Origin of the sequence: Clostridium sp. D53t1_180928_C8, from assembly GCF_015667795.1 — a bacterium.
Classification (GTDB): domain Bacteria; phylum Bacillota; class Clostridia; order Clostridiales; family Clostridiaceae; genus Clostridium.
In genome coordinates this window covers 134,414-157,026 of the sequence record NZ_JADPEL010000002.1, presented here as the reverse complement: position 1 = coordinate 157,026, position 22,613 = coordinate 134,414, and the positions used below count along the sequence as shown (strand labels likewise).

General features: G+C 27.4%; 17 protein-coding genes. All 17 read left to right on the top strand.

All coding sequences use genetic code 11. The annotated features are described in order from the left end of the window. Positions 1-66 precede the first annotated feature (66 nt). The 17 genes from I4V51_RS02140 (at position 67) to I4V51_RS02060 (ending at position 22,469) form a co-directional block, all read left to right on the top strand. A complete protein-coding gene (locus I4V51_RS02140) occupies positions 67-648 on the top strand; it encodes a VanZ family protein (RefSeq protein ID WP_195986690.1) in 582 nt (193 codons plus the stop codon). Between the two features lie 166 nt (positions 649-814). Further along, positions 815-2,728, top strand: a complete 1,914-nt coding sequence (locus I4V51_RS02135) for a BglG family transcription antiterminator (RefSeq protein ID WP_195986689.1) — start codon at positions 815-817, stop codon at positions 2,726-2,728. A 17-nt stretch (positions 2,729-2,745) separates the two neighbouring features. Beyond that, positions 2,746-3,147 (top strand): PTS sugar transporter subunit IIA, encoded by a 402-nt coding sequence (locus tag I4V51_RS02130; RefSeq protein WP_195986688.1) that lies wholly within the window; start codon positions 2,746-2,748, stop codon positions 3,145-3,147. Position 3,148: 1 nt separating this feature from the next. Then, complete coding sequence (locus I4V51_RS02125) at positions 3,149-3,424, top strand: PTS sugar transporter subunit IIB (protein WP_195986687.1); 276 nt, start codon at positions 3,149-3,151, stop codon at positions 3,422-3,424. A 50-nt stretch (positions 3,425-3,474) separates the two neighbouring features. Next, the gene (locus tag I4V51_RS02120; RefSeq protein ID WP_195986686.1) at positions 3,475-4,848 is read left to right on the top strand and encodes a PTS ascorbate transporter subunit IIC; all 1,374 of its coding nucleotides are present in this window, start codon (positions 3,475-3,477) and stop codon (positions 4,846-4,848) included. Between the two features lie 84 nt (positions 4,849-4,932). Beyond that, positions 4,933-5,745 (top strand): transketolase, encoded by an 813-nt coding sequence (locus I4V51_RS02115; protein WP_195986685.1) that lies wholly within the window; start codon positions 4,933-4,935, stop codon positions 5,743-5,745. 12 nt (positions 5,746-5,757) lie between these two features. After that, on the top strand, positions 5,758-6,690 hold the full coding sequence (locus I4V51_RS02110) for a transketolase family protein (protein ID WP_195986684.1): 933 nt from the start codon (positions 5,758-5,760) through the stop codon (positions 6,688-6,690). Between the two features lie 70 nt (positions 6,691-6,760). Then, positions 6,761-7,399, top strand: coding sequence for a fructose-6-phosphate aldolase (gene fsa, locus I4V51_RS02105; RefSeq protein WP_195986683.1), 639 nt, complete (start codon positions 6,761-6,763; stop codon positions 7,397-7,399). Between the two features lie 220 nt (positions 7,400-7,619). Next, positions 7,620-9,605 (top strand): ATP-binding protein, encoded by a 1,986-nt coding sequence (locus tag I4V51_RS02100; RefSeq protein WP_195986682.1) that lies wholly within the window; start codon positions 7,620-7,622, stop codon positions 9,603-9,605. Between the two features lie 208 nt (positions 9,606-9,813). Then, a complete protein-coding gene (locus tag I4V51_RS02095; protein ID WP_195986681.1) occupies positions 9,814-10,032 on the top strand; it encodes a DUF1659 domain-containing protein in 219 nt (72 codons plus the stop codon). A 78-nt stretch (positions 10,033-10,110) separates the two neighbouring features. Next, positions 10,111-10,326 carry a DUF2922 domain-containing protein gene (locus I4V51_RS02090; protein WP_195986680.1) on the top strand — a complete coding sequence of 72 codons (216 nt, stop codon included), beginning with the start codon at positions 10,111-10,113 and terminating at the stop codon, positions 10,324-10,326. Positions 10,327-10,536: 210 nt separating this feature from the next. Next, positions 10,537-11,091 (top strand): DUF2800 domain-containing protein, encoded by a 555-nt coding sequence (locus tag I4V51_RS02085; protein WP_195986679.1) that lies wholly within the window; start codon positions 10,537-10,539, stop codon positions 11,089-11,091. Positions 11,092-11,262: 171 nt separating this feature from the next. Then, positions 11,263-14,445: a sensor histidine kinase gene (locus tag I4V51_RS02080; RefSeq protein ID WP_195986678.1), complete on the top strand. Its 3,183-nt coding sequence runs from the start codon at positions 11,263-11,265 to the stop codon at positions 14,443-14,445. A gap of 180 nt (positions 14,446-14,625) precedes the next feature. Continuing rightward, a complete protein-coding gene (locus tag I4V51_RS02075; RefSeq protein WP_195986677.1) occupies positions 14,626-15,600 on the top strand; it encodes an LCP family protein in 975 nt (324 codons plus the stop codon). 397 nt (positions 15,601-15,997) lie between these two features. Continuing rightward, positions 15,998-20,950, top strand: coding sequence for a S8 family serine peptidase (locus I4V51_RS21320; protein WP_195986676.1), 4,953 nt, complete (start codon positions 15,998-16,000; stop codon positions 20,948-20,950). Positions 20,951-21,192: 242 nt separating this feature from the next. After that, the gene (galU, locus tag I4V51_RS02065; RefSeq protein ID WP_195986675.1) at positions 21,193-22,065 is read left to right on the top strand and encodes a UTP--glucose-1-phosphate uridylyltransferase GalU; all 873 of its coding nucleotides are present in this window, start codon (positions 21,193-21,195) and stop codon (positions 22,063-22,065) included. Positions 22,066-22,247: 182 nt separating this feature from the next. Next, positions 22,248-22,469 (top strand): hypothetical protein, encoded by a 222-nt coding sequence (locus I4V51_RS02060; RefSeq protein WP_195986674.1) that lies wholly within the window; start codon positions 22,248-22,250, stop codon positions 22,467-22,469. Positions 22,470-22,613 lie beyond the last annotated feature (144 nt).

Genomic DNA, 22,613 nt, shown 5'->3' with positions numbered 1-22,613 from the left:
TAGAGTGTTTAATAATATGATATATGGTTATAAATTTAAAAGATATATTTTATTGGAGGTTAATTGATGTTTATTATAACTCAAAAAGAGTTTCTGGCTGTTGGTATAGTGCTTTGTTTGTATTGGAAATTAGATTTATTAATATATGTTGCTTCAGGTGAGAAATTACTTAATAAATCTAAGGTAAGAAATGAATTTATAAAGTTGATTTTTTTTATGTATATTGTTGGAGTTATATCTAAAGTCTATTTTCCTTTGACAGTTGCATGGGGAGAGTATATTAATTTTAAAAATCCAGTAATAAGACTTAATCCTATTAGTAGCATTTTAATAATTTATAATGATGGTGGAATGAAAAGTGTTATCTATAATTTAGGTGGGAACTTACTTTTACTTATGCCAATGGGATTTTTTATAGGTTATTATTTTAGGAATATATTCAATAATATGAAGAGAATATTAATAGCAATATTTTTAGTTTCTTTATTTATTGAAAGTACTCAAGTAGTATTATCTTTAATTTTACCAAATGTATATAGATTTTTTGAGATAAATGATTTAATATGTAATACTGTTGGTGGATGCTTAGGATATTATTTATTTAAAATTAGAAATAGGGTTGAATTTTTCAGTGATAACTTTGTGTAAGATTATAAAGTTATCACTGATTTTTTATTAACTCTACCTAGAACAGTTTTAATAGTTTTGTTAAAGGTAAATAAAAATTGCCACAATTAATGAAGAAAATTGGTATAGTTTAACACTAAGAAAACGAATACAATTAATATTGTAAGGTAGCTGAGGAGGTAAAGAATTGATAATTCTTAATAAGAGACAAATAGAAATAACTAATTTTCTAGAAAATAAGTTAGAATGGATAACTATAGAAAATATAGCTAAAACATTTGATGTAAGCGAAAGAACAATACGAAATGATTTAGATTCTATAGGAGCATTTTTACAAGAAAATAATATTGAATTAGAAAGAAAACCTAGGCTAGGAGTAAAGATTAATTTAAAAAGAAATCAAAGTATTAATCATATACTAAAAGGTTGCACTAATAAGTTATATACAGCTGATGATAGGGTTATTATGATAGCAATAATACTATTAGTAAGAAATAGCACAACTATTGAAAAACTATCAGAGTATATTCAAGTAAGCAAAAACACATTAGTAAATGATTTGAAAGTATCAGAAGAAATATTAAATAAATTAAATATTGAAGTTAGTAAGAAAGCTTATTATGGAATTACTATAAAGGAAAATAACTATGAAAAGCTAGCAAATGCTTTCTCAATATTATTTAATAAGCTTGAAGATAGATATGGATATGAAATATACAAAATTTTATATGAAAATAGCAACTTAAATAAAAATATTATACGTAATATTATAGAAGCTATTGAAGAAAACAAGGGTATCCAATATACAGAAGAAGCTTATGAAGAATTAGAAAGAATTTTATTATTGACTATATGTAAAAGTATAAATTCTAGTAATGAGATTAATGATTCTAAAGATGATTTATTAACTGAAGAAAGTATTTTCTTAAAAGAATCTATAGAAAAGTTTTCATTAGTAAGAGTTTCTGATGAAAAAATACTATATTTAATAAAGTTATTTAGGGGATCTAAAAGAGCTAAATATATAATTGAAAATCAAGAAGAAGTAGATAGTGTTGTTAAAGAAATAGTAGATGAACTTTGTGAAATACTTAATATTAAGGTTGAGGATGATAATGAATTTTTAATGCAAATGGCAATGCATTTAAATGTAGCAATATATAGGTTAAAAAATAACTTGATAATAAACAATCCTATGTTAGAAGAAATCAAGTATAAAATGTCATTCATATATGATGTAACTGAACAGGTTTTAAACAATAAAAAGGATGTTGTTGGAATAGAGTTTCCGGAAGCAGAGATAGCATATATGGCAATGTATTTTGAAACCTTGTTTGAGAAGTATGTTAAAGGCAATCTAAATTCTAAAGTTTTAATTGTATGTAATGGTGGATTAGCAACCTCAAGCTTATTAAAGTCTAGAATAAATTTAATGATACCAGAAATAGCAATTGAAGGTATATGTAGATTGAAAGATGTTAATGATTATTTAGTCAATAGTAATATTGATTTTATAGTAACGACAGTGCCCTTACAGCTAAATGAATATAAAGTTATAAAGGTAAATCCATTATTAGAAATTGAAGATTTAGAAAGAATTAAAGCTGAAATTTATAATAAGTGGTATGAAAAGAACTGTAAGTATTTAGTTAAAAAAGTTAAAAGTGAAAATATAACTGATATAGCAGGAATAATACCAGAAAAGTATGCTCAATTTAATTTAGCTATAGAAGATTGGAGAGAAGCCATAAAAGTAGCATCACAACCTTTATTAGATTCTAAAAAAATAAAACAAGCTTATATTTCAGATATGATAAGAGTTGTTGAAACATTAGGAAATTACATGGTTTTTATCCCGGAAATTGCATTTGTACATGCTCCACCAGAAAATGTTGTAGATAATGGAGTTAGTTTATTAACATTAAAAGAGCCATTAGAGTTTGGTGTTAAAAATAAGGTATTTATAAAGGCTATAGTAGTTTTAGCTAATAAAGAGGAAAGTAAAAGTTTAGTTTCATTAGTGAATATATTAATGAAGAATGATAACATAGATAAGTTTAAATTTGCAACAGAATATGAAGAAATAAAAAAAATAGTATAAGAAGTAGGGAGAGGAAAATGTTTGTAAAAATAATAGATGAGGTTAAGGATTATACTGAAGCCATAAGGATATCTTGTGATATTTTAGAAAGTGAAGGAGTTATAGAAAAAAGATATTATGACTCGATAATAAAAAAAATAGATGAATTTGGTCCTTATTTTTGTATAGCTGATGGTGTTTGCATGCCTCATGCTAGACCAGAAGATGGTGCTATAAAAGAAGGATTATGTATAGTAAAACTAAATAAACCAGTAGATTTTTTGGGAAAAGAAATAAATGTGTTTTTTACACTTTCTGCAAGAGATAGTGATTCACACTTAGGAATGTTAAGAAAAATTGCAGAGGTTTGTATGGATAAAAATAAATTTAATAAAATAATTAAAATAAATGATGAAAAGGAATTAATGGAGGTATTTTAAAATGAAAAAGATAATGGCAGTATGTGGTTCAGGATTAGGTTCAAGCTTTATGGTGGAAATGAATATAACAGATGTGTTAAATGAATTAGGTGTATCAGGAGAATATGAGGCAAGTCATACTTCTTTAGCAGATGTAACAGCATCAGATGCAGATATTTTTGTTACTGGGGCAGATTTAGCAGATAGTGCAAGTCATTTACCAGAACTTATAGTTTTAGATTCATTATTAGATAGAGATGAGTTAAAGAGTAAGATAAAACAAAAGTTAGGATTATAAAAATACATTAATATTAGTAAGAGTAATTAAAAGTATAGGAGGAATTGGTAATGACAGGATTTTTAAAAGTATTGGTTGATCTTGTATCACAACCATCAATTTTAGTTGGAATAATAGTTTTAGTTGGATTATTACTTCAGAAAAAAGATTTGGATGTAATTATTAAATCTACATTAAAGGCAATGGTTGGTTTTTTAGTTATTAGTGCAGCGGCAAATGTTATAACAAGTTCATTAACACCATTTGGAACTATGTTTTCACATGCATTCAATATATCAGGGGTTATTCCAAATAATGAAGCAGTTGTTGCTTTAGCAATTGATGAATTTGGAACAGCAACAGCCCTAATTATGGCATTTGGAATGATAGCAAATATTATAATTGCTAGATTTACAAAGTTTAAGTATATTTTCTTAACAGGGCATCATACATTATATATAGCTTGTATGATAGCAGTTATTCTAGCATCATCAGGAATGACAGGTGTACAATTAATATTTACAGGATCAATTGCTTTAGGGTTAGTAATGGTATTATCACCAGCAATATTACAACCTTTCATGAAGAAGATAACAAAAAATGATTCTGTTGCATTAGGGCATTTTTCAGGCGTAGGATATGCTTTATCAGCATTAATTGGAAAGTTAGTAGGTAAAAACTCAAAATCAACTGAAGAGATGAAGGTGCCAAAATCATTAAGCTTTTTAAGAGATTCAGTTGTATCTATTTCACTTACTATGGTTGTTTTATACTTAGTAGTTGCAATTGTAGCAGGGCCAACATTTGTTGAAACTGAATTATCAGGTGGAGATAATTATCTAGTATATTCTTTAATTCAAGCATTAACATTCTCTGCAGGGTTTATATTAATCCAAAATGGAGTTAGATTAGTACTTAATGAAATAGTTCCAGCATTTAAAGGTATTTCAAATAAATTAGTTCCAAACTCAAAGCCAGCATTAGATTGCCCAATAGTATTCCCATATGCTCAAAATGCAGTATTAATTGGATTTATATTCTCATTCTTAGGCGGAATAATTTCTATGGTAGCTTTAGGTGCATTAGGATTAGTTGTAATAATAGCAGGGGTTGTGCCACACTTCTTCTGTGGAGCTACATCAGCGGTATTTGGAAATTCTACAGGTGGTAGAAGAGGTGCTATATTAGGATCTTTTGTAAATGGAATATTAATATCATTCCTACCAGTAGCTTTATTACCTGTACTTGGTAATTTAGGTATTGCAAATTCAACATTTTCAGATGCAGATTTCGCTGTGTCAGGAATATTCTTAGGAAAAGTTCAAGAATATATTGGTGGTACAGGTCTAACTATAACATTAGTTGCTATAGTAGCTGTGCTAATAGCAATTAGTTTAGTAAGTAAGAATAAAGAAGTTGTAGTTAAAAATACAGAGACAGTTTAAATATTATGAAAATTAAAAGTTGAGGAATTTATTAATTCCTCAATTTTTATACAAAAATATAAATAGAAAAGGGGAAATGCATTAATGAATAAAGAAAAATTGATGGAAATATCAAAGAAATTAAGAAAAGATATAATAGAAACAATAAATAAAGCTGGTTCAGGACATCCAGGTGGTTCTCTTTCTATTATAGATATAATTTCATATTTATATTTTGAAAAAATGAATGTAGATGTATCAAATCCAAAGGATGAAGAGAGAGATAGATTTATATTAAGTAAAGGGCATGCAGCACCAGCTTTATATGTTACTCTTGCTGAAAAAGGTTTTTTTGATAAAGAAGAATTAAATCATTTAAGGGAAATTGGATCTATTCTTCAGGGACATCCTGATGCAAAGAAGTGTCCAGGTGTAGATATTTGTACAGGGTCTTTAGGGCAAGGCTTTTCAAATGGATGTGGTATTGCTTTAGGAAATAAACTTAATAATTATAATTCTATGACTTATGTTGTACTGGGTGATGGAGAAATTCAAGAAGGAATAGTTTGGGAGACTATGATGGCAGCGGCAAAGTATAAGCTTGATAATTTAGTTGCTATAATTGATAAAAATAATATTCAGTTAGATGGAAGAGTTTCAGAGATAATGCCTTTAGATAATTTAGAGAGTAGAGTTACTGATTTTGGTTGGCATGTAGTTAAGTGTGATGGTCATGATTTTGATGATATAAATAGAGCTTTTAATGAAATAGAAAAAGTGAAAGGTAAGCCTAAATGCATAATTGCAAATACAGTTAAGGGAAAAGGTGTTTCATTTATGGAAGATAATGTTGCTTGGCATGGTGTTGCACCAAACAAGGAACAAACTGAGATGGCGGTAGCAGAAATAATAGGATAGGAGGAAATAGTAATGAAGAGAGCAACAAGAGATTCTTATGGACATACTCTATTGGAGTTAGGAAAGGAAAATAAAAATATAGTAGCTTTAGAGGCAGACTTATCAAAGGCTACTAAGTCAGAAGTTTTTTCAAAGGAATTTCCAGATAGGTTCTTTAATATAGGAATTGCAGAACAAAATATGATTGGAATGGCAGCAGGTCTATCAACTACAGGAAAGATACCATTTGCTTCAACATTTGCAGTTTTTGCTGCTGGTAGAGCATTTGAAATAATAAGAAATTCTGTTTGTTATCCAAAAGCTAATGTAAAAATAGCAGCTACTCATGCTGGAATAACAGTAGGTCCAGATGGAGGTTCTCATCAGGCTATAGAAGATATTGCTTTAATGTGTTCACTTCCTAATATGATAGTATTATCACCAGCTGATGATATTGAAGCATGTAAATGTATTAGAGCAGCAGCAGCTATTAATTCTCCTGTTTATATAAGATTAGGAAGAATACCGTTAGATGATATATATGATAATAATTATGATTTTAAAATAGGAAAAGGTAGTGAATTAGTTTCAGGTGATGATATAACTATTATATCAACAGGGATTATGGTTCATAAAGCTATAAAGGCAGCGGAAGAATTAAAATCTGAAGGTATTGATGTTAGAGTTATTAATATATCTACAATTAAGCCTATAGATGAAGAAATTATAATTAAGGCTGCAAAAGAAACTAAGGGAATAGTAACTGTAGAAGAACACTCTATTATTGGAGGGCTTGGAGATAGAGTTTCATCTGTAGTTTGTAGTAATTACCCTGTATTAGTTAAAAAAATTGGGGTTAATGATGTATTTGGTGAATCTGGTAATCCAGATTTACTATTAGAAAAGCATGGTTTAAGTGTGAAAAATATTAAAAATACAGTAAAAGGGATATTAGATAAAAAATAGAAAATTATTTAATTAATTTTTAATATGTAGTAAAACTAATAATTAAAATAAGATTAATGGAGGAGATATTATGAAAATATTTATTGATACAGCAAATGTAGATGAAATTAGAGAAGCTGCAACATGGGGAGTTTTAGATGGAGTTACAACAAATCCATCATTAATTGCAAAGGAAGGAAGAGATTTAACAGAGGTAATTAATGAAATATGCTCAATTGTTAATGGTCCTATTAGTGCTGAGGTTATTAGTTTAGAACATGAAAAGATGGTTGAAGAGGCTTTAGAATTAGTAAAAATTCATGAGAATATTGTTATTAAGATACCTATGTGTATTGAAGGATTAAAGGCTGTTAGCATTTTAAGTTCAAAGGGAATTAAAACTAACGTTACTTTAATATTCTCATCTCAACAGGCTTTAATGGCAGCAAAGGCTGGAGCTACTTATGTTAGTCCTTTTGTTGGAAGATTAGATGATATCGGAATTGACGGAACTGAATTAATAACTGAAATTGCTAATATTTTTAAGGTTCAAGGTATTAAAACTGAAATTATTTCTGCAAGTGTTAGAAATCCAATACATGCATCTAAGTGTGCAGCTGCCCAAGCCGATATTGCAACAATTCCATTTAATGTATTAAAACAAATGTGTTTACATCCGTTAACTGATGCTGGAATTGAAAAGTTTTTAAAAGATGCGAAAATTAATTAATATAACATCAGATAAAAATGCGACTTTAATTATGTTAGATAAAGTCTTGAATTATTAATAAAATTATCAGTGATAAGCTTCTTTAAAATGTAAGCTTATCACTGTTTTTTTTATTAAAGAAAAGTTTAAATATAAAATTTAATAATGTTCTACAAAATATTACAAAAAAACATATTTTTATATGATAAAATTTATCTACATAAAGAAATGGGGGTGTTGTATGAATATTGTTAGAGGTAAGTGTTCCTTAAAAGATAAAAAATTAGTAATATCTATTATTTTATGTTTGATTATATTATCAGTAATAATTATTATGAATGTAATTTTAAAAAATATATATAAAATGGAATATTTAAATTCAACATTGGGATTTATAAAATCATTTAATATAATAATCTCCATGTTAGGTGTATTTAGTTGTTTAATATCATACCAAAGAACAAAAGATGATAATATTTTTATTATTTCATTAATGTATATTGGTTTATCAGTTGGTATATTATTTAGTCATATAGATTATCTTCCCTTTTATTATAATGAATTAGATATTTCTATATATATAATTGTATCTGCATCATTACTTAGAATATCATTTTTAATTATTTCATTAACAAAAGAAAATAAATTTAGAAATATAATACTTAAAAATAAAGTTGCTTTTATTTTTATAGTAATAGCTTTTACTATAATTTTTGGCGTTATTGAAAAGTCATTTACTATAAATAGTTATATTAATAATTATAAAGTTAATTATACTAGATTAATAGCATATAACGTTTTTTTAATATTAGTTTACTCAACATCTTCAATTCTTTTACTTATTAGAGCATTTAAAGAAAAAAAATATATATTTTATGTTTTTAGTGCTAGTATATTAATTCTTGCATTAAAAGCAGTTTATACAATATATATGGCTAATAAATTAAGCTTTTATACAAATTTAGTTTCAGTATCATTAACCTATATATGCTTTTTCATAATTATAATAGGTACATTGATTGAAAGTTTTATAAGTGTATCTGTGGCTAATAGGTTAAATGAAAAATTACAGATGTTTTATACGTTAGCAGAAAAAAATAATAATAATTTTATAAATATTTTAGAGGAAAATGGAAATCTTATATATGCAAATGAAAAAACAAGGGAGTATTATTGTTGTGAAGATTCTATTGATAAGCTCAACTCAATTTTAAATGATAATAAGCTTAATGTTATTAATATAGAAGAGATCAAAAAGGAAATTGAGGAAAACGATTCATGGAGAGGATTATTAAGAAATCAAAAGAGTCAAAAGACATTTGATTGTAATATTCAAAAAATTACATGTAACAATAATAAAAAATATTTAGCAATTAATTATATGGAAATAACTCAGATATTAGATAAAGAGTCAGAAGTTAAAAAGCTTAAAGAATACGATAAAGAAAAAAGTGAGTTTATGGCAAATATTTCTCATGAATTAAAAACACCGTTGAATTTATTTTCTTCTTCAGTCCAGTTAATGGATACACTTATTAAAAATGAAGATACTGATTTTAGAAAAGTATATGAAAAGTATAATAAAACATTACATTTAAGTTGTGCAAGAATGACAAGATTAATAGACAATATTATGGATTTATCTAAATTTGATTTAGGAATGATAAATTTAACCTTCAATAATTATGATATAGTAAATGTTGTTGAAGAAGTTGTTCTATCAGTAGTAGAGTATGCAAAATTAAAAGATATAGAGCTACAGTTTGATACAAATGTAGAAGAATGGATTATAAAATGTGATGCTAATATGATTGAAAGGTTAATGCTTAATTTATTATCTAATGCTATTAAGTTTTCAGGTAAAGGCTCTCATATATATGTAGATTTAGTTATTAATGATGAGGTAACTGAAATAATTGTTAAGGATCAGGGAATTGGTATATCAAAGGAAAATCAAAAGGCTATTTTTGAAAAGTTTGTTCAAGTAGACAAGTCATTCACTAGAAAAAATGAGGGAAGTGGAATAGGATTAAGTATTGTGCAATATATAGTAGAGCTTCATAAAGGAAAAATTGAGATTGAAAGTGAACTAAATAAGGGTACAACCTTTAAAGTATTTTTACCTAATACGGTGGAAAAGAGTGATAGTAATGATGAAGTTAAGCATTATTTAGATTCTTATAAAGTTAAGTTAGAGCTTTCAGATATATATGAAGTTTTAATGTAAAAAGATTTTTATTTACTCTTATATAAGAAATTGAACAAATAGTAAATTGGAGTGGCAGGCTTATGTTAAATCATAAGTTTGTCACTATTTTTTTTATGCAAAAAATAATTATAAAAATTTAAATAAATTTTGTAAAAACTATTTCATTTCGTATATGTACTAATTGTAAGACAAAAAATAAAAAATAAATGAAATGGAGGAATTTATTATGGCAAATAAAGCTCTTGAAAGTACAGTATTATCAATTGAGGTGCAATCAGCAATTGACAAGGATGGGAATCCAACCTTTACAAAAAAGAAGATAGGTAATTTAGTACCAAATGCAGATCTTGTAAAAGTTCAAGCAGTATCTGAATTAGTAGCAAATTTACTTGAATCAAATACTAGATCATTCTATGTAACTGAATTATCTCAAATCCAAGAGTAACAAGAAAAATCCTTTTTTTAAGAGGAAGCAGTAAATTAGATGGATCAAATTTAAATTTTATTTAAGGGGGAAATGAATATGGAATATACATTAACAATGACTTTTTTAACTGAAACAGGGGAGAAATCTAATATCTCAATTTCTGATGTTAAGGCAGGTATAACAAATGATGAGGTGCAAGCTTTAATGGATAGTTTAATTGCAAATAACATTTTTGAAAATAAAAAGGGAGCATTAGCTTCTAAATATTCAGCTCAAGTAACACAAAGAGAAGTTACTAAATTTAATATATAATATCTTAGGTTTATGAGAAAGGAGAGTAATAAGAAGTGTAAAAATAAATCTTAGTACTCTCTTTAATTTTGTATAAACTTACAAAAGTATAAAATTGTAAAGTAATCTTAAGAATTAAAAATATATATTAAGAGTTTCGTAAAATTTATAGTGTAAAATATTACCATGGTATAAATGAGAGTAACAGCTTAAAAGGTAATGGAGGTATTTATGAATAATAAGAACATATCAATAGAATTAAATGAAAAGTATATTAAGGACTTAACTATACTTAAATTAAAAAGAAATTATGGGTTTATTGAAAGAAAAGAATTTAGAAATGAATTAATTAATTTAGGTATAAATCATGGCATTTCAGATTATGCAGAAATGTTAACATTTATAACTTTTAACGTAATAGTAGGAAGAATAGAAGAAATTCAATCTGATGATAAAGCAAAAATATTATTTAATGAAATTGTAGAGATTCCTTATGAAGAAGATTTTATATCAAAATATTGTGATGTAGTGTTATTAGGAAAAGATATTATAGAAGTAATTACAATAATACCATCAGAAAGCAATGCTATAAGGTTATATGATAATGAAGAAATTAAGCTTTTAGGAGTAGGAGTCTTAGATAAATATCTATCTAGAATAGAATGCGATAAAATAAGGCTTATAACTATACAACCTAATCTAGACTTATGCTCTATATATGAAATGACTGTAGAGAAACTATTACATGAATATGATTTTTCACTTTCAAAGTACTCAGAGGCCTAAAGTTTTGTGAGTCAAGCTTTATACGTAAGTATAGAGTTTGGCTCTTTTTTAATTTATTAATAGTGATTTATAAATTATAAATTTATATTTTTTGTTAAAAAATTTAATATAAATATCAAAAAATGCAAAATTTTGCTATAATATGTTTTGGGATATTTAGGAGGAATTATAGTGAAAAAGATAATATTAGCTACGATATTTATTATGATGATTGCTTTTGGAGATAATGTCTATGCATATCAAGATAAAACGTCTAGCGTTAACTTCAAAAGAATAGAAATATCAGATGGTTTATCACAGGGGACAATACAGGATATAATGCAGGATTCAGATGGGTATATTTGGTTTGCTACAGAAGATGGTCTAAATAAATATGATGGAATTGATTTTGAATTTTATAGGTATAGTGAAGAATCTAGCAAAGGTTTGGCATCAAACTGGATAATGGATATAACTGAAGATAATTCAGGGTATATATGGGTTTCAACAACAAATGGAGTAAATACTATAGAAACGTCAACAGGTGTTATTAACACGTATACAGAAAAAGAAGGCTTATCAGATAATAGTATTACACAGATTTTTATTGATTCAAAAAATAGAGTGATAATTTGTACGGAAGATGGAATAAATCTTTATAATAAAAAAGAAAATAAATTTGAAAGAATACTTTATGATAAAGATAGTAAGATACTTACTAGTCAAAATATAGTAGGCATACAAGAAGATTCTAATGGGGTATATTGGATTGCTACAGATAAAGGATTAAATAGTTATAATACGGTTACAGGAAAAGTTGATAAATATTTAGCTGATGGAAGTTATAATAGTATTTCGGATAATAGTATAAATAGTATATTTTTAGACGATGAAGATGTTTTATGGATATCTACTAGATATGGCGGATTAAATAAACTTAATATAAAAACAGGAAAAATAGATGTTTTTAAAAATGATGAAAACAATAACAATAGTATTCCTAGTAATTATGTAAATTGTGTAATGAAAGATAATAGTGGGAGGATATGGGTAGGAACTAAAGGTGGATTATCTTTATTTGATGATGTAACTGATACTTTTAAAACATATAAAAATAAAATGTATGATTCTATAAGTCTTATTGATAATGATGTAATTAGTTTATATCAAGATAGAGGTAATATTATATGGATAGGTACTAGTAAGGGTGTAAGTTATTTTAATCCTGATGGAATATTTAATCTTTATAAAAATGATCCCTTTGATAGAAATACAATAAGTGGGGATATGATATTTGGAATTTATGAAGATGACAATGGTTTTTTATGGGTTGGAACAACTGATAATGGAGTAAATGTTATTGATAGAGAAAATAATAAGGTTTATAGATTAGATGAAATAGAAGAAGCTAAAAAGATATTTAGTAGTAATAGAATTTCAGATATAAATGGAATAGGAGAAGTAATATGGATAGCTACATTGGAGGAGCTTATTTATATTAATTTAAGTACAAAAGAGATAAAAAAGTTTTTTGAAAATGAAGGTAAGGAACTGTTAAACATATATATAGATAAAGATGGATTAGTCTGGATTGCAGAGAGTAGTGGATTATATTCTATAGATAGTGAATTTAATATAAAAAGTTATGATGAAGAGTTCTTTAAAAATAATATAAAAGATAAATATGTTTCTACAGTATTTCAAGATAGTAAAGGCATTATGTGGATCGGCTTAGGCGTAAATGGTGGATTACTTAAGTATAATAGAGAAACTGGAATAATAAAGCAATATAAAAATATTGAAGATGATAAAAATAGTTTAAGTTACAATTCTGTTAAGGATATAAATGAAGATTCAAAGGGGAATATATGGATTGCTACTAATTATGGATTAAATAAATATAATGAGGATGAAGATAATTTTACTAGGTATACAGAGAGTGATGGATTATCAAATAACTTTGTTTATAAAATATTGATAGATGATGATGATAATCTATGGTTAAGTACAAATCATGGTATATCAAGGTATGATATAGAAAAAGATAAGTTTGTGAATTTGGGTATTACTAATGGGTTGCAGGGTAATGAATTTAATAAAAATGCAGGATTTAAAAGTAAAAGTGGTGAAATGTTTTTTGGGGGAATTAGTGGACTAAATAGTTTTTTCCCAGATAAGTTTAAAGAAAGTAAAACTCCAGCAGAAATAGTAATTGATAAGATTTCTATAAACGGTAATTATATTAATGAATATGAAAATGTTAACTTGAAGTACAATGATAACCATTTAAGAATAGAGTATTTTCTTCCTGATTATAGTAACTCAAAGAAGGTGATGTACTCATATAAACTAGAAGGTGTTGATAAAGATTGGATCTTAGCTAAAAACTCAAGAGTTATAACTTATAATAATCTTGAAGCTGGGAGTTATAAATTATTAATAAAGGCTAAAAATTCTTTTGGAGTAACTTCTGATATAAAGGAAATAAATATTCACAAGGATTTACCACCATGGAAGACTCCTTATGCTTATTTTATCTATGTTACAAGTATTATTATTATTATTTATCTAATATGGAATAGAGTTAAGCTATTAGATAAGATGGTTAAAATAAGGACTATAGAATTAAATAAGCAAATGGAAGAAAATGATATTCTTTATAGAAAAACTCTTGAAAATGAAATTAATAAAAATAATTATTTTGTTAATTTATCTCATGAATTAAGAACCCCTTTGAATTTAATTTTATCAACTCAGCAGCTGATAAGTAATTTAAATAAGGGTGAAGACAATATACCTAAGGAAAAGATAAATTATTATATGGAAGTATTAAAGAATAATTCTAAAAGACTATTAAATCTTATTAATAATATTATTGATACATCTAAAATTGAATCTGGTCATTATAAAATGAATATAGAGGAGCATGATATAGTTTATCATATTGAATCTACTGTTTTTGATATGAAGGATTTTATAGAAAGTAAGGGTATAGAATTTATTGTTGATCCTAAAGTAGAGGAATTGATTGTTAAATGTGATATTAACGATATTGAAAAATGTATAATTAATATTATAGGAAATGCAGTTAAGTTTACTGATGAAGGTGGAAAAATTGAAGTTCTAATTGATGAAGTTGATGATAATGTTGAAATAAGAATAAAAGATACTGGAATTGGAATAGCTGAACAGGATTTAGAGGGAATTTTCAATAGATTTGGACAGGCTTATAATAAGAAAAGTGAAGAGTTTGGTGGAAGTGGTATTGGATTAACTTTGACTAAACAATTAATAGAGTTACATCATGGTAAGTTATTAGTGGAAAGTAAAGTTGGAGTTGGAAGTACTTTTATAATAATATTACCAAAAGGGTGATGTATGTATGTTCATGGGGTGCCTTTAGGATGATACATGGGAAAAATAATAAGTTCAGTAAGTTATTAAAAATTATATTAATTATAAAAATATAATATTAAAGTGAAAAACAAGTTAAAATATGATATTATTACTATAAAATTGTTAGTTTGGATAAAATGACATTGATGAGGTGTAATAATGACTAAAAGAAATAAGATAACTATTTGGATTTTAAGTATAATTTTATTAATTACTTTAGGAGCTGTAGGCGGAGCCTATATTTATGGTAATCACTTATTTAATAAGGTTGAAAAGGTAGAAATAGATAAAGAGGATGTAGGAATTACGGAAGAAGTAGAAGAAAAGCTTTCACAATATGATAATAGCATAATTAATATTGCATTATTTGGTGTTGATGCAGTAGATGGTGGTGTTGGTAGATCAGACTCTATAATGATAGCTACAATAGATACAGTTCACAAAAAGTTAAAGCTAACATCAATAATGAGAGATTCTTATGTTGCTATTGAAGGACATGGAAATGATAAGCTTAATCATGCATATGCATTTGGAGGTCCACAATTAGCAATAAAAACAATAAATGAAAACTTTGATTTAAATATAGAGGATTTTGCTTCAGTTAATTTTGAAACATTACCTAAAATAATAGATGAAATTGGAGGAATAGAATTAGATATAGATTCTGAAGAATTAGAGTATGTAAATGGGTATATAGCTCATATTAATAGTATTAATGGAACTAGTGAGCCAGCGATAGAAAAAACAGGACTTCAGCATGTAAGTGGTACACAAGCTTTAGCTTATTGCAGAATAAGATATACTTCAGGTGGAGATTATAAAAGAACAGAAAGACATAGAGAAGTATTAACAGAAATACTTAAAAAGATAGAGAATGTATCAGTAGCATCGTATCCTTCACTATTATCTAAAATTTTACCTATGGTTAATACAAGTTTAGATTACTCTGAAATACTAAACTTAGGAACTGAAGTGTTAAAGTTAGGTGATTCAAATATGGAATTAGAAAGATTTCCGTTAGATGATTACTGTGAAGGTGAAATGATTGATGGAATATATTATTTAACATTTGATAAGGAAGTAACTATTGAGCAGTTACATAATTATATTTTTGAAGATAAAATTACATGGTAATTAAAAAGAATTAATATAAAATATTAAATTTTTAAAGCTAAACTTTATGTAAATATGTAAAGTTTAGCTTTGTTTTTTTATTAAAATAAAGTTTAGATATTAATTCATAAAAAATATATATGGACAGATATAAGAATATTAATATTTGTACAATAATGAAAAACAAGTTTTAATATTTGTTTGTAAATTAATACAAAGATAATAAAAAATTAATAAACTATAAGTAAAATATTGACATAAATGTAAATAATAAATATAATTAAAAAGATTGTGATTTTAAATTATCAAGATTTAAAATGAAATATTGATAAAGAGATAATTTTGGGGGTGTAAAATAAATCAATTTATCAAAAGGTGATAGGCATACAACAATAAAATAAAAAATAGGGGGATAAATATGCTAAGACGAAAATTTAGGGGGAAAATAGCAAGTGGTATTCTTGCAATGACATTATTTATGTCATTCTTAACACCACAAACTGTTAATGCTTATTCTAATAATGATAGAGTAAGTTCAGTAAAGGAGCTGGCTGAAAAATATAAGTCAGATATTGAAAATTCAGTATTAGAATTAAAGACAAATCCTATAAGAGAAGGAGTAGATACAACTACAGAAGAGTATCAATCTATAATAGTTGAATTTAACTCACTTCCACTTATAATGCAAGAAGCATTAAATAGTGGGGCAAAGAGTAAGAAAGCAAGTGAAGAAATTGAAAGTGAACATAAAACATTTGAAAAATTCTTAGCTTCAAAATCAAAAGAGAAAAGTGAAACTTACACTATTAATTACTCTTATTACAATACTTATAATGGTGTTTCTATGAGCGTAAAAGGAACAGATATTGAATCTTTATTAGAGAGTGGTGTTGTTAAAGCTATTTGGAAGGATGAAGAAGTTAAGGCAAATCCAGTTTCAACTGAAGTTGTAACTTATTCAGTTAATGAAAATGATTTAGAATCTCGTATGATAACTAGTACGCCGTTAGTAGGAGTAGACAAGCTTAGAGATGAAGGAATTACTGGATCAGGAATTAAGGTTGGTGTTCTTGATACTGGTATTGACTATAATCATCCAGATTTAAAAGATAACTATAAGGGTGGATATGACTTTATAGATAATGATAATGATCCAATGGAAACTACCTATGAAGAATGGCTAGCTAGTGGCGAAGAAGAATATATTTATACTAGCTCTTATTATACTTATCATGGTACTCACGTAGCAGGAACAATTGGAGCTACTGGTGCGAATACAGAAAGTGAGTTTGCTGTTACTGGATTAGCACCAGATGTAGATTTATATGCTTATAGAGTTTTAGGACCATATGGAAGTGGTGCAACAGCTGGAATATTAGCAGCTATTGAACAATCTATTAAAGATGAAATGGATGTTATTAATTTATCATTAGGAATAACTACAACTGATGCATTATATCCTACTTCTGTTGCTTGTAATAATGCTACTTTAGCAGGAGTGGTTACAGTAGTTGCAAATGGTAATGCAGGTCCAGAATTATCAACATTAGGATCTCCAGGAACATCACCTTTATCAATTTCCGTTGGTGCAAGTAGTACTGATATATCAGTTGATACATTTGATGTAAATTTATCAAATGGGGATGTAGTAAATGGTAGATTGTTTGGAAGAAGCTTTGAATCATTAGATGGTTTTGTAGCTGGGGAGTATGAAGTTGTATATGGTGGATTAGGAAACGACTATGAGCTTGAAGAAGCTAATGTTGAAGGAAAAGTCGTTCTTATAGATAGAGGAGAAATTACATTAATAGATAAGCACACTAATGCATTTAAAGCTGGTGCTGCTGGTGTATTATTTGCTAATAATGTTGAAAATGAAGAAATCAACCTTTACCTTGGTGAAGCTAGTGATAGAACTCCATCTATTGCTATAACAAAGGAAGAAGGAGATCAAATAAAAGCTTTATTAGAAGAAACAACTGATAGTGGAGAACCTTTAAAGGTTACTTTTAATGTTACAGGTAAAGCAAAAACAGAACCTGACATTTTAGCAAGCTTTAGTTCAAGAGGTCCATCATCTGATGAAACTATTAAGCCAGATGTTGTAGCTCCTGGTGATGGAATATTCTCAACATATCCTGAATATGTTAATAGTCCAGAAGAGGGAATAGATTATTCTTATGCTTATTCAAGAATTTCAGGAACTTCAATGGCAAGTCCACATGTTGCTGGTATTGCTGCTTTAATGTTACAAAATGATAAAAGTTTAACTCCTGAAGAAGTTAAGGTTGCTTTAATGAATAGTTGTGTTGATTTAAAGGGTGACTATCCAATAAATGCAGTTGGAGCAGGTAGAGTTGATGCTTATAAGGCTGTTCATAATGATGTTAGTATAAGTGTTATTGATAAATGTAATTCATATGATGAAAATAATGAATTAATTGAATTAGAGTATATTACTGGTTCTTTATCTTTTGACAGAATGTATATTGATGAAGAAGCTAGTGAAAGAACAATAGGATTACAGCTTAAAAATGATAGTGATACTGATAAAAACTTTAATGTTTCAGTTAGGTATTTAGGTGAAGAAGCTTTAGCTCAAAATGCAGAAGCAAATGGAGTTAAATTAGAGGTGGCTCAAAACTTATCAGTAGGAAGTGGAAAAGCTGTTGATTTTGATGCAAATATAAAGATTCCAGCTGGTTCTGATTTAGGAAGATATGAAGGTTATATTACTTTAACTAATTCTGATGATAGTAGTGAAGTATATAAAGTACCATTCTCAGCTACTTATATGAAACCAGGATTAAATGATATAACTTTATCAAGATATGCAGTAAGTAATGATTTAGAAATGATGCACTTTGCTAAGCTTTCTGGAATTGTTGCATATGTAAGTGTTGCATCTCCATTAAGATATATGGAGGTTTATGTTAAGGATTATGAAACTAATGAAAGAATAGGATTAGTAGGGCTTGCTGATTTATCTTCTATTCCAGCAGGATTTTCAAATGCTTTCTATGCTTTAGATTCAAGAGCATCATACTTCCCAATGGATGAAAATGGTGACGTAACTTATATTAAGAGATCTTTAACTGATGGAAAGTATAATTTAGAGTTTATTGCTCATTCTGATGAAACAGAAGAAGTTTTTGAATATAGTTATGGCGTATTAGTTGATAATGAAGATGTAACTATGACTGTAGATAAAGAGCCAGGTGTATATGAAATTACTGAAGATATGATGACTACAGAAGAATATATGGGTCAAGAGTACACTGCATTCTGGATACATGGTAATGTTGATGATAATAGTATTTCTGAATTACAAGAAATGGGCTATGAAGCTAATAAGCAAGATATATTAGTTAGTGGATTCCTTAATGGAATGCCTAATTTCAGTTTAAATGTTGATGAAAATGGTGACTTCATGATTGGTTTTGAAGAAGGTGATATAAGAGGTAATGTAATGGAGTTCTCTCCAATGGCTACTGATATGGCAACTTCACAAAATATATTCTTACCTCCAAGATATTTCTTTGTTAAGGAAGGAACACCATATACAAGTGTTACTTTAGATAAGGGTAGCATGTTAGAAGGTGAAAATATTGTTTCAACTATTGGTGTTAATAATTTAGGTGCAGGAAGTACATTTAACTTTGGATTACAATATATGAGAAGCTTTGAGCTTATGGATGTAAGAATTAATGATGAGCTTCAAAAAATAGTTGATGAAAATAATTATAAGGTTACTTTAGAAAAGAGTATTGATGGTGAAGTTAATAGAATTTTACAATTAAATTTATCTGTAACTGATAAAGATGGAAAGAAGGTTAATTTAAGTAATGATATTAGTTTATTAGATGTAGAACTTAAATTAGTTGATGATTCAGAATGTGAATTCTATAAAGAGTATATTCAATGTTCTAGTGTTGAAATTTTAGATAAAGATGATAATTATGCAGAAATGTCATATACATCAACATATGAAGGTGTAAATATTAAACAAAATTCATCTACAGTTAGAACAATTCAAGCGGCACAAGGAGCTATTTTAGCTACTGAAAGAGGTAAGTATACTTCAGATTTAAATAAGTATACGTGGGTTGAAGATAATAAAGGTAATAAGTATGAATTAGAATATTATGCTAATAATGATGAGTATGTTGCATTTAATTTACCTGTTTCAACTGAAGAATATAAGGTTGTTTCAAATTATCCAGGTCACTTTAGAAAGGAAGCAAGATTTGTTCCATCTAGAGTATTAAATGGAGAAGTCTTAGGAAAGGTTTATTATTTATTAGGGTCTGAATTCTATATGTATGCATTTGCTGGTGATGCTAATGGTGATGATGTTATAGATATTCATGATGCGGTAGAAGTTGCTAAGTACTATGGACAAAAAGTTGATTATAATGAAGTTTCTGTAGATTTTAACTTTGATGGAATAGTTAATGCTGATGATATGGACTTTGTTATATATAATTATTTAGTAGCTAATGAGCAAAATTTATCTGCTCCAGAAGGTGAACAATATTATGAAGGAAAAACTCTTGAAGATATTTTAAATGAAGTTGGATATTATGATGAAATCAGATTAGAAGAATTAACTATAAGTGAAACTGATATTACATTAGAGTTAAATGATCCAGAAAATAACACTAAACAACTTGTAGCAACAATGAATCCAGAGAATGTTCCTAATATAGGACTTCAATGGAAGGTTAAGAATGAAGAAATAGCTACAGTAGATCAAAATGGCTTAGTCACAGCTGTAAATCCAGGAAGAACTGTAGTTGAAGTTGCAGCTACTGATGGTTCTGTAAGGTTATATTGTTATGTTAATGTAACTAGGGATGGTGAGGTACCGTATATTGAAAGTGCTATTGCTAAGAATTCTAATTTAGAAGTAGTTGTTGGAGATGAGTTTGATCTTGAGTTTACTTTAAATCCAGAAGATGTAGCAGTAAAATCAGTTAGATATATTTCTTCAGCAGATAGTATTGTATCTATAGTTGATGGAAAAGCTGTTGCTAAGAGTGAAGGTAAAGCTATAGTTACTGTTAGTATAAATGAAGGTGAGGCTTTTGTTACTTGGGAAATTACTGTTAAGTCTAAGGATGATAATGGTTCTGATGACGGAGACGATGATTCCGATAATAAACCAGGTAATGATAATAATGATTCTGGCAATGGAAATGGTTCAAATAATGGAGGACAATCTTCTAATAATAAACCAGGAGTAAATGTAAAACCTGATAAAGATAATGGGAAGTTACCTTCTACAGGTGGAAGAGCTGTTTTACCAATAGTAGTTTCAGGGGTTGTTATAATTGCTGGTGGAATCTATACTTTAAAGAAAAGAAAATAGATAAGATATTATATGCTACTTCTGAGTCAAGGAACTATTCTCCTTGACTCAGGAGTGGCTTTATTTTATTTAATTATAGTTTTAAATAAAATAATTCAAAAAATAACCAAAAAAAATGTTGTATGTTGAAATATATCGCACATATAGGTATTTAAAATAGTAAATATAATGATATAATTACTATATTATTTTGAGAAATAATAGGATATAAACTTTTAAAGATTAAGGGGAAAGTAGGAAACATGGAAAAGAAAATAAGAAAAGCAATAATTCCAGCAGCAGGACTTGGGACTAGATTTTTACCAGCAACAAAGGCACAGCCAAAGGAAATGCTTCCGATAGTTGATAAGCCGACATTACAGTATATAATAGAAGAATGTGTTGCGTCTGGAATAGAAGAAATTCTTATAATAACAGGAAGAAATAAAAAGAGTATAGAAGATCACTTTGATAGAAGTGTTGAACTTGAAATGGAACTTGAAAAAGCAGGAAAACAAGAAATGCTTGAGATGGTTAGAGAAATATCTGATATGGTTAACATTCATTTTATAAGACAAAAGGAGCCAAGAGGATTAGGTCATGCTATACTTTGTGCAAAGACTTTCGTTGGAAATGAGCCTTTTGCAGTACTTCTTGGAGATGATGTTGTTTATAATGATAGAAAACCATGCTTAAAGCAACTTATAGATTGTTATGGTGAATATAGAACTTCAGTTTTAGGAGTTCAAACAGTAGCAGAACAAGATGTTAATAAGTACGGAATAGTTGGTGGAATTCATATTGAAGATAAAGTTTATAAGGTTAAAAACTTAGTTGAAAAACCTTCAATAGAGGAAGCACCATCTAATGTTGCGATATTAGGTAGATATATAATAACACCAAAAATATTTGAAATATTAGAAAAGACTGCACCAGGTAAAGGAAATGAAATTCAACTTACAGATGCTTTACTTAAGCTTATCGAAGAAGAGGCTATGTATGCATATGACTTTGAAGGAAGAAGATATGATGTTGGTGATAAACTTGGATTCCTTGAAGCTACAGTTGAATATGCTCTTAGAAAAGAAGAGTTAAGAGATGGGTTTATTGAATATTTAAAAACTATTATAAAATAAGAATAGTTTTAAGTTGTGTAAAAAAGCTATACAAAGGTATAGCTTTTTTACTTTATATTTACATTAAAGGTAATCCAAGTTTTTATTATAACTAGAATATAAATTCTTATATTGTTTAGTGAATATATTCAAATAGAGTGGACAGACTTATAATAAATTTGTTTATTATGAGAGGTGGTTATTTGATTAAGTATATTTTAATTGGTATATTTGTATTCATTGTATGCGTAGTTATTTTTGCATTATTAAAGGTAGCAAGTGATTTTGATGATGAGGCTGAAGAGTTATATAACGATTTTTATGATGATGATGGATTAGATGAAGATTATGATTATTATGAAAATAGATATAAGGAAATAGTAGAAGGAAATAAATCAATAAAGGAAAAAAATGAAGGACTTTAAGGATTTTAGAAAAATTATGTTTAAAAATTCTTATGAGGTTTAGATAAAACGTCTAATAGGAGTAAATTCTATTAGACGTTTTTTATTGTAAAATTATAAGGAATTAAGTTTACAATTTCCTTTTAATCATGAAGCTATTATTAT

Excerpts from the sequence above, each read along its gene's own strand:
- I4V51_RS02140 (WP_195986690.1), top strand. The coding sequence starts at position 67 with ATGTTTATTATAACTCAAAAAGAGTTTCTGGCTGTTGGTATAGTGCTT.
- I4V51_RS02130 (WP_195986688.1), top strand. The coding sequence starts at position 2,746 with ATGTTTGTAAAAATAATAGATGAGGTTAAGGATTATACTGAAGCCATA.
- I4V51_RS02125 (WP_195986687.1), top strand. The coding sequence starts at position 3,149 with ATGAAAAAGATAATGGCAGTATGTGGTTCAGGATTAGGTTCAAGCTTT.
- I4V51_RS02120 (WP_195986686.1), top strand. The coding sequence starts at position 3,475 with ATGACAGGATTTTTAAAAGTATTGGTTGATCTTGTATCACAACCATCA.
- I4V51_RS02115 (WP_195986685.1), top strand. The coding sequence starts at position 4,933 with ATGAATAAAGAAAAATTGATGGAAATATCAAAGAAATTAAGAAAAGAT.
- I4V51_RS02110 (WP_195986684.1), top strand. The coding sequence starts at position 5,758 with ATGAAGAGAGCAACAAGAGATTCTTATGGACATACTCTATTGGAGTTA.
- fsa (WP_195986683.1), top strand. The coding sequence starts at position 6,761 with ATGAAAATATTTATTGATACAGCAAATGTAGATGAAATTAGAGAAGCT.
- I4V51_RS02100 (WP_195986682.1), top strand. The coding sequence starts at position 7,620 with ATGAATATTGTTAGAGGTAAGTGTTCCTTAAAAGATAAAAAATTAGTA.
- I4V51_RS02095 (WP_195986681.1), top strand. The coding sequence starts at position 9,814 with ATGGCAAATAAAGCTCTTGAAAGTACAGTATTATCAATTGAGGTGCAA.
- I4V51_RS02090 (WP_195986680.1), top strand. The coding sequence starts at position 10,111 with ATGGAATATACATTAACAATGACTTTTTTAACTGAAACAGGGGAGAAA.
- I4V51_RS02085 (WP_195986679.1), top strand. The coding sequence starts at position 10,537 with ATGAATAATAAGAACATATCAATAGAATTAAATGAAAAGTATATTAAG.
- I4V51_RS02075 (WP_195986677.1), top strand. The coding sequence starts at position 14,626 with ATGACTAAAAGAAATAAGATAACTATTTGGATTTTAAGTATAATTTTA.
- I4V51_RS21320 (WP_195986676.1), top strand. The coding sequence starts at position 15,998 with ATGCTAAGACGAAAATTTAGGGGGAAAATAGCAAGTGGTATTCTTGCA.
- galU (WP_195986675.1), top strand. The coding sequence starts at position 21,193 with ATGGAAAAGAAAATAAGAAAAGCAATAATTCCAGCAGCAGGACTTGGG.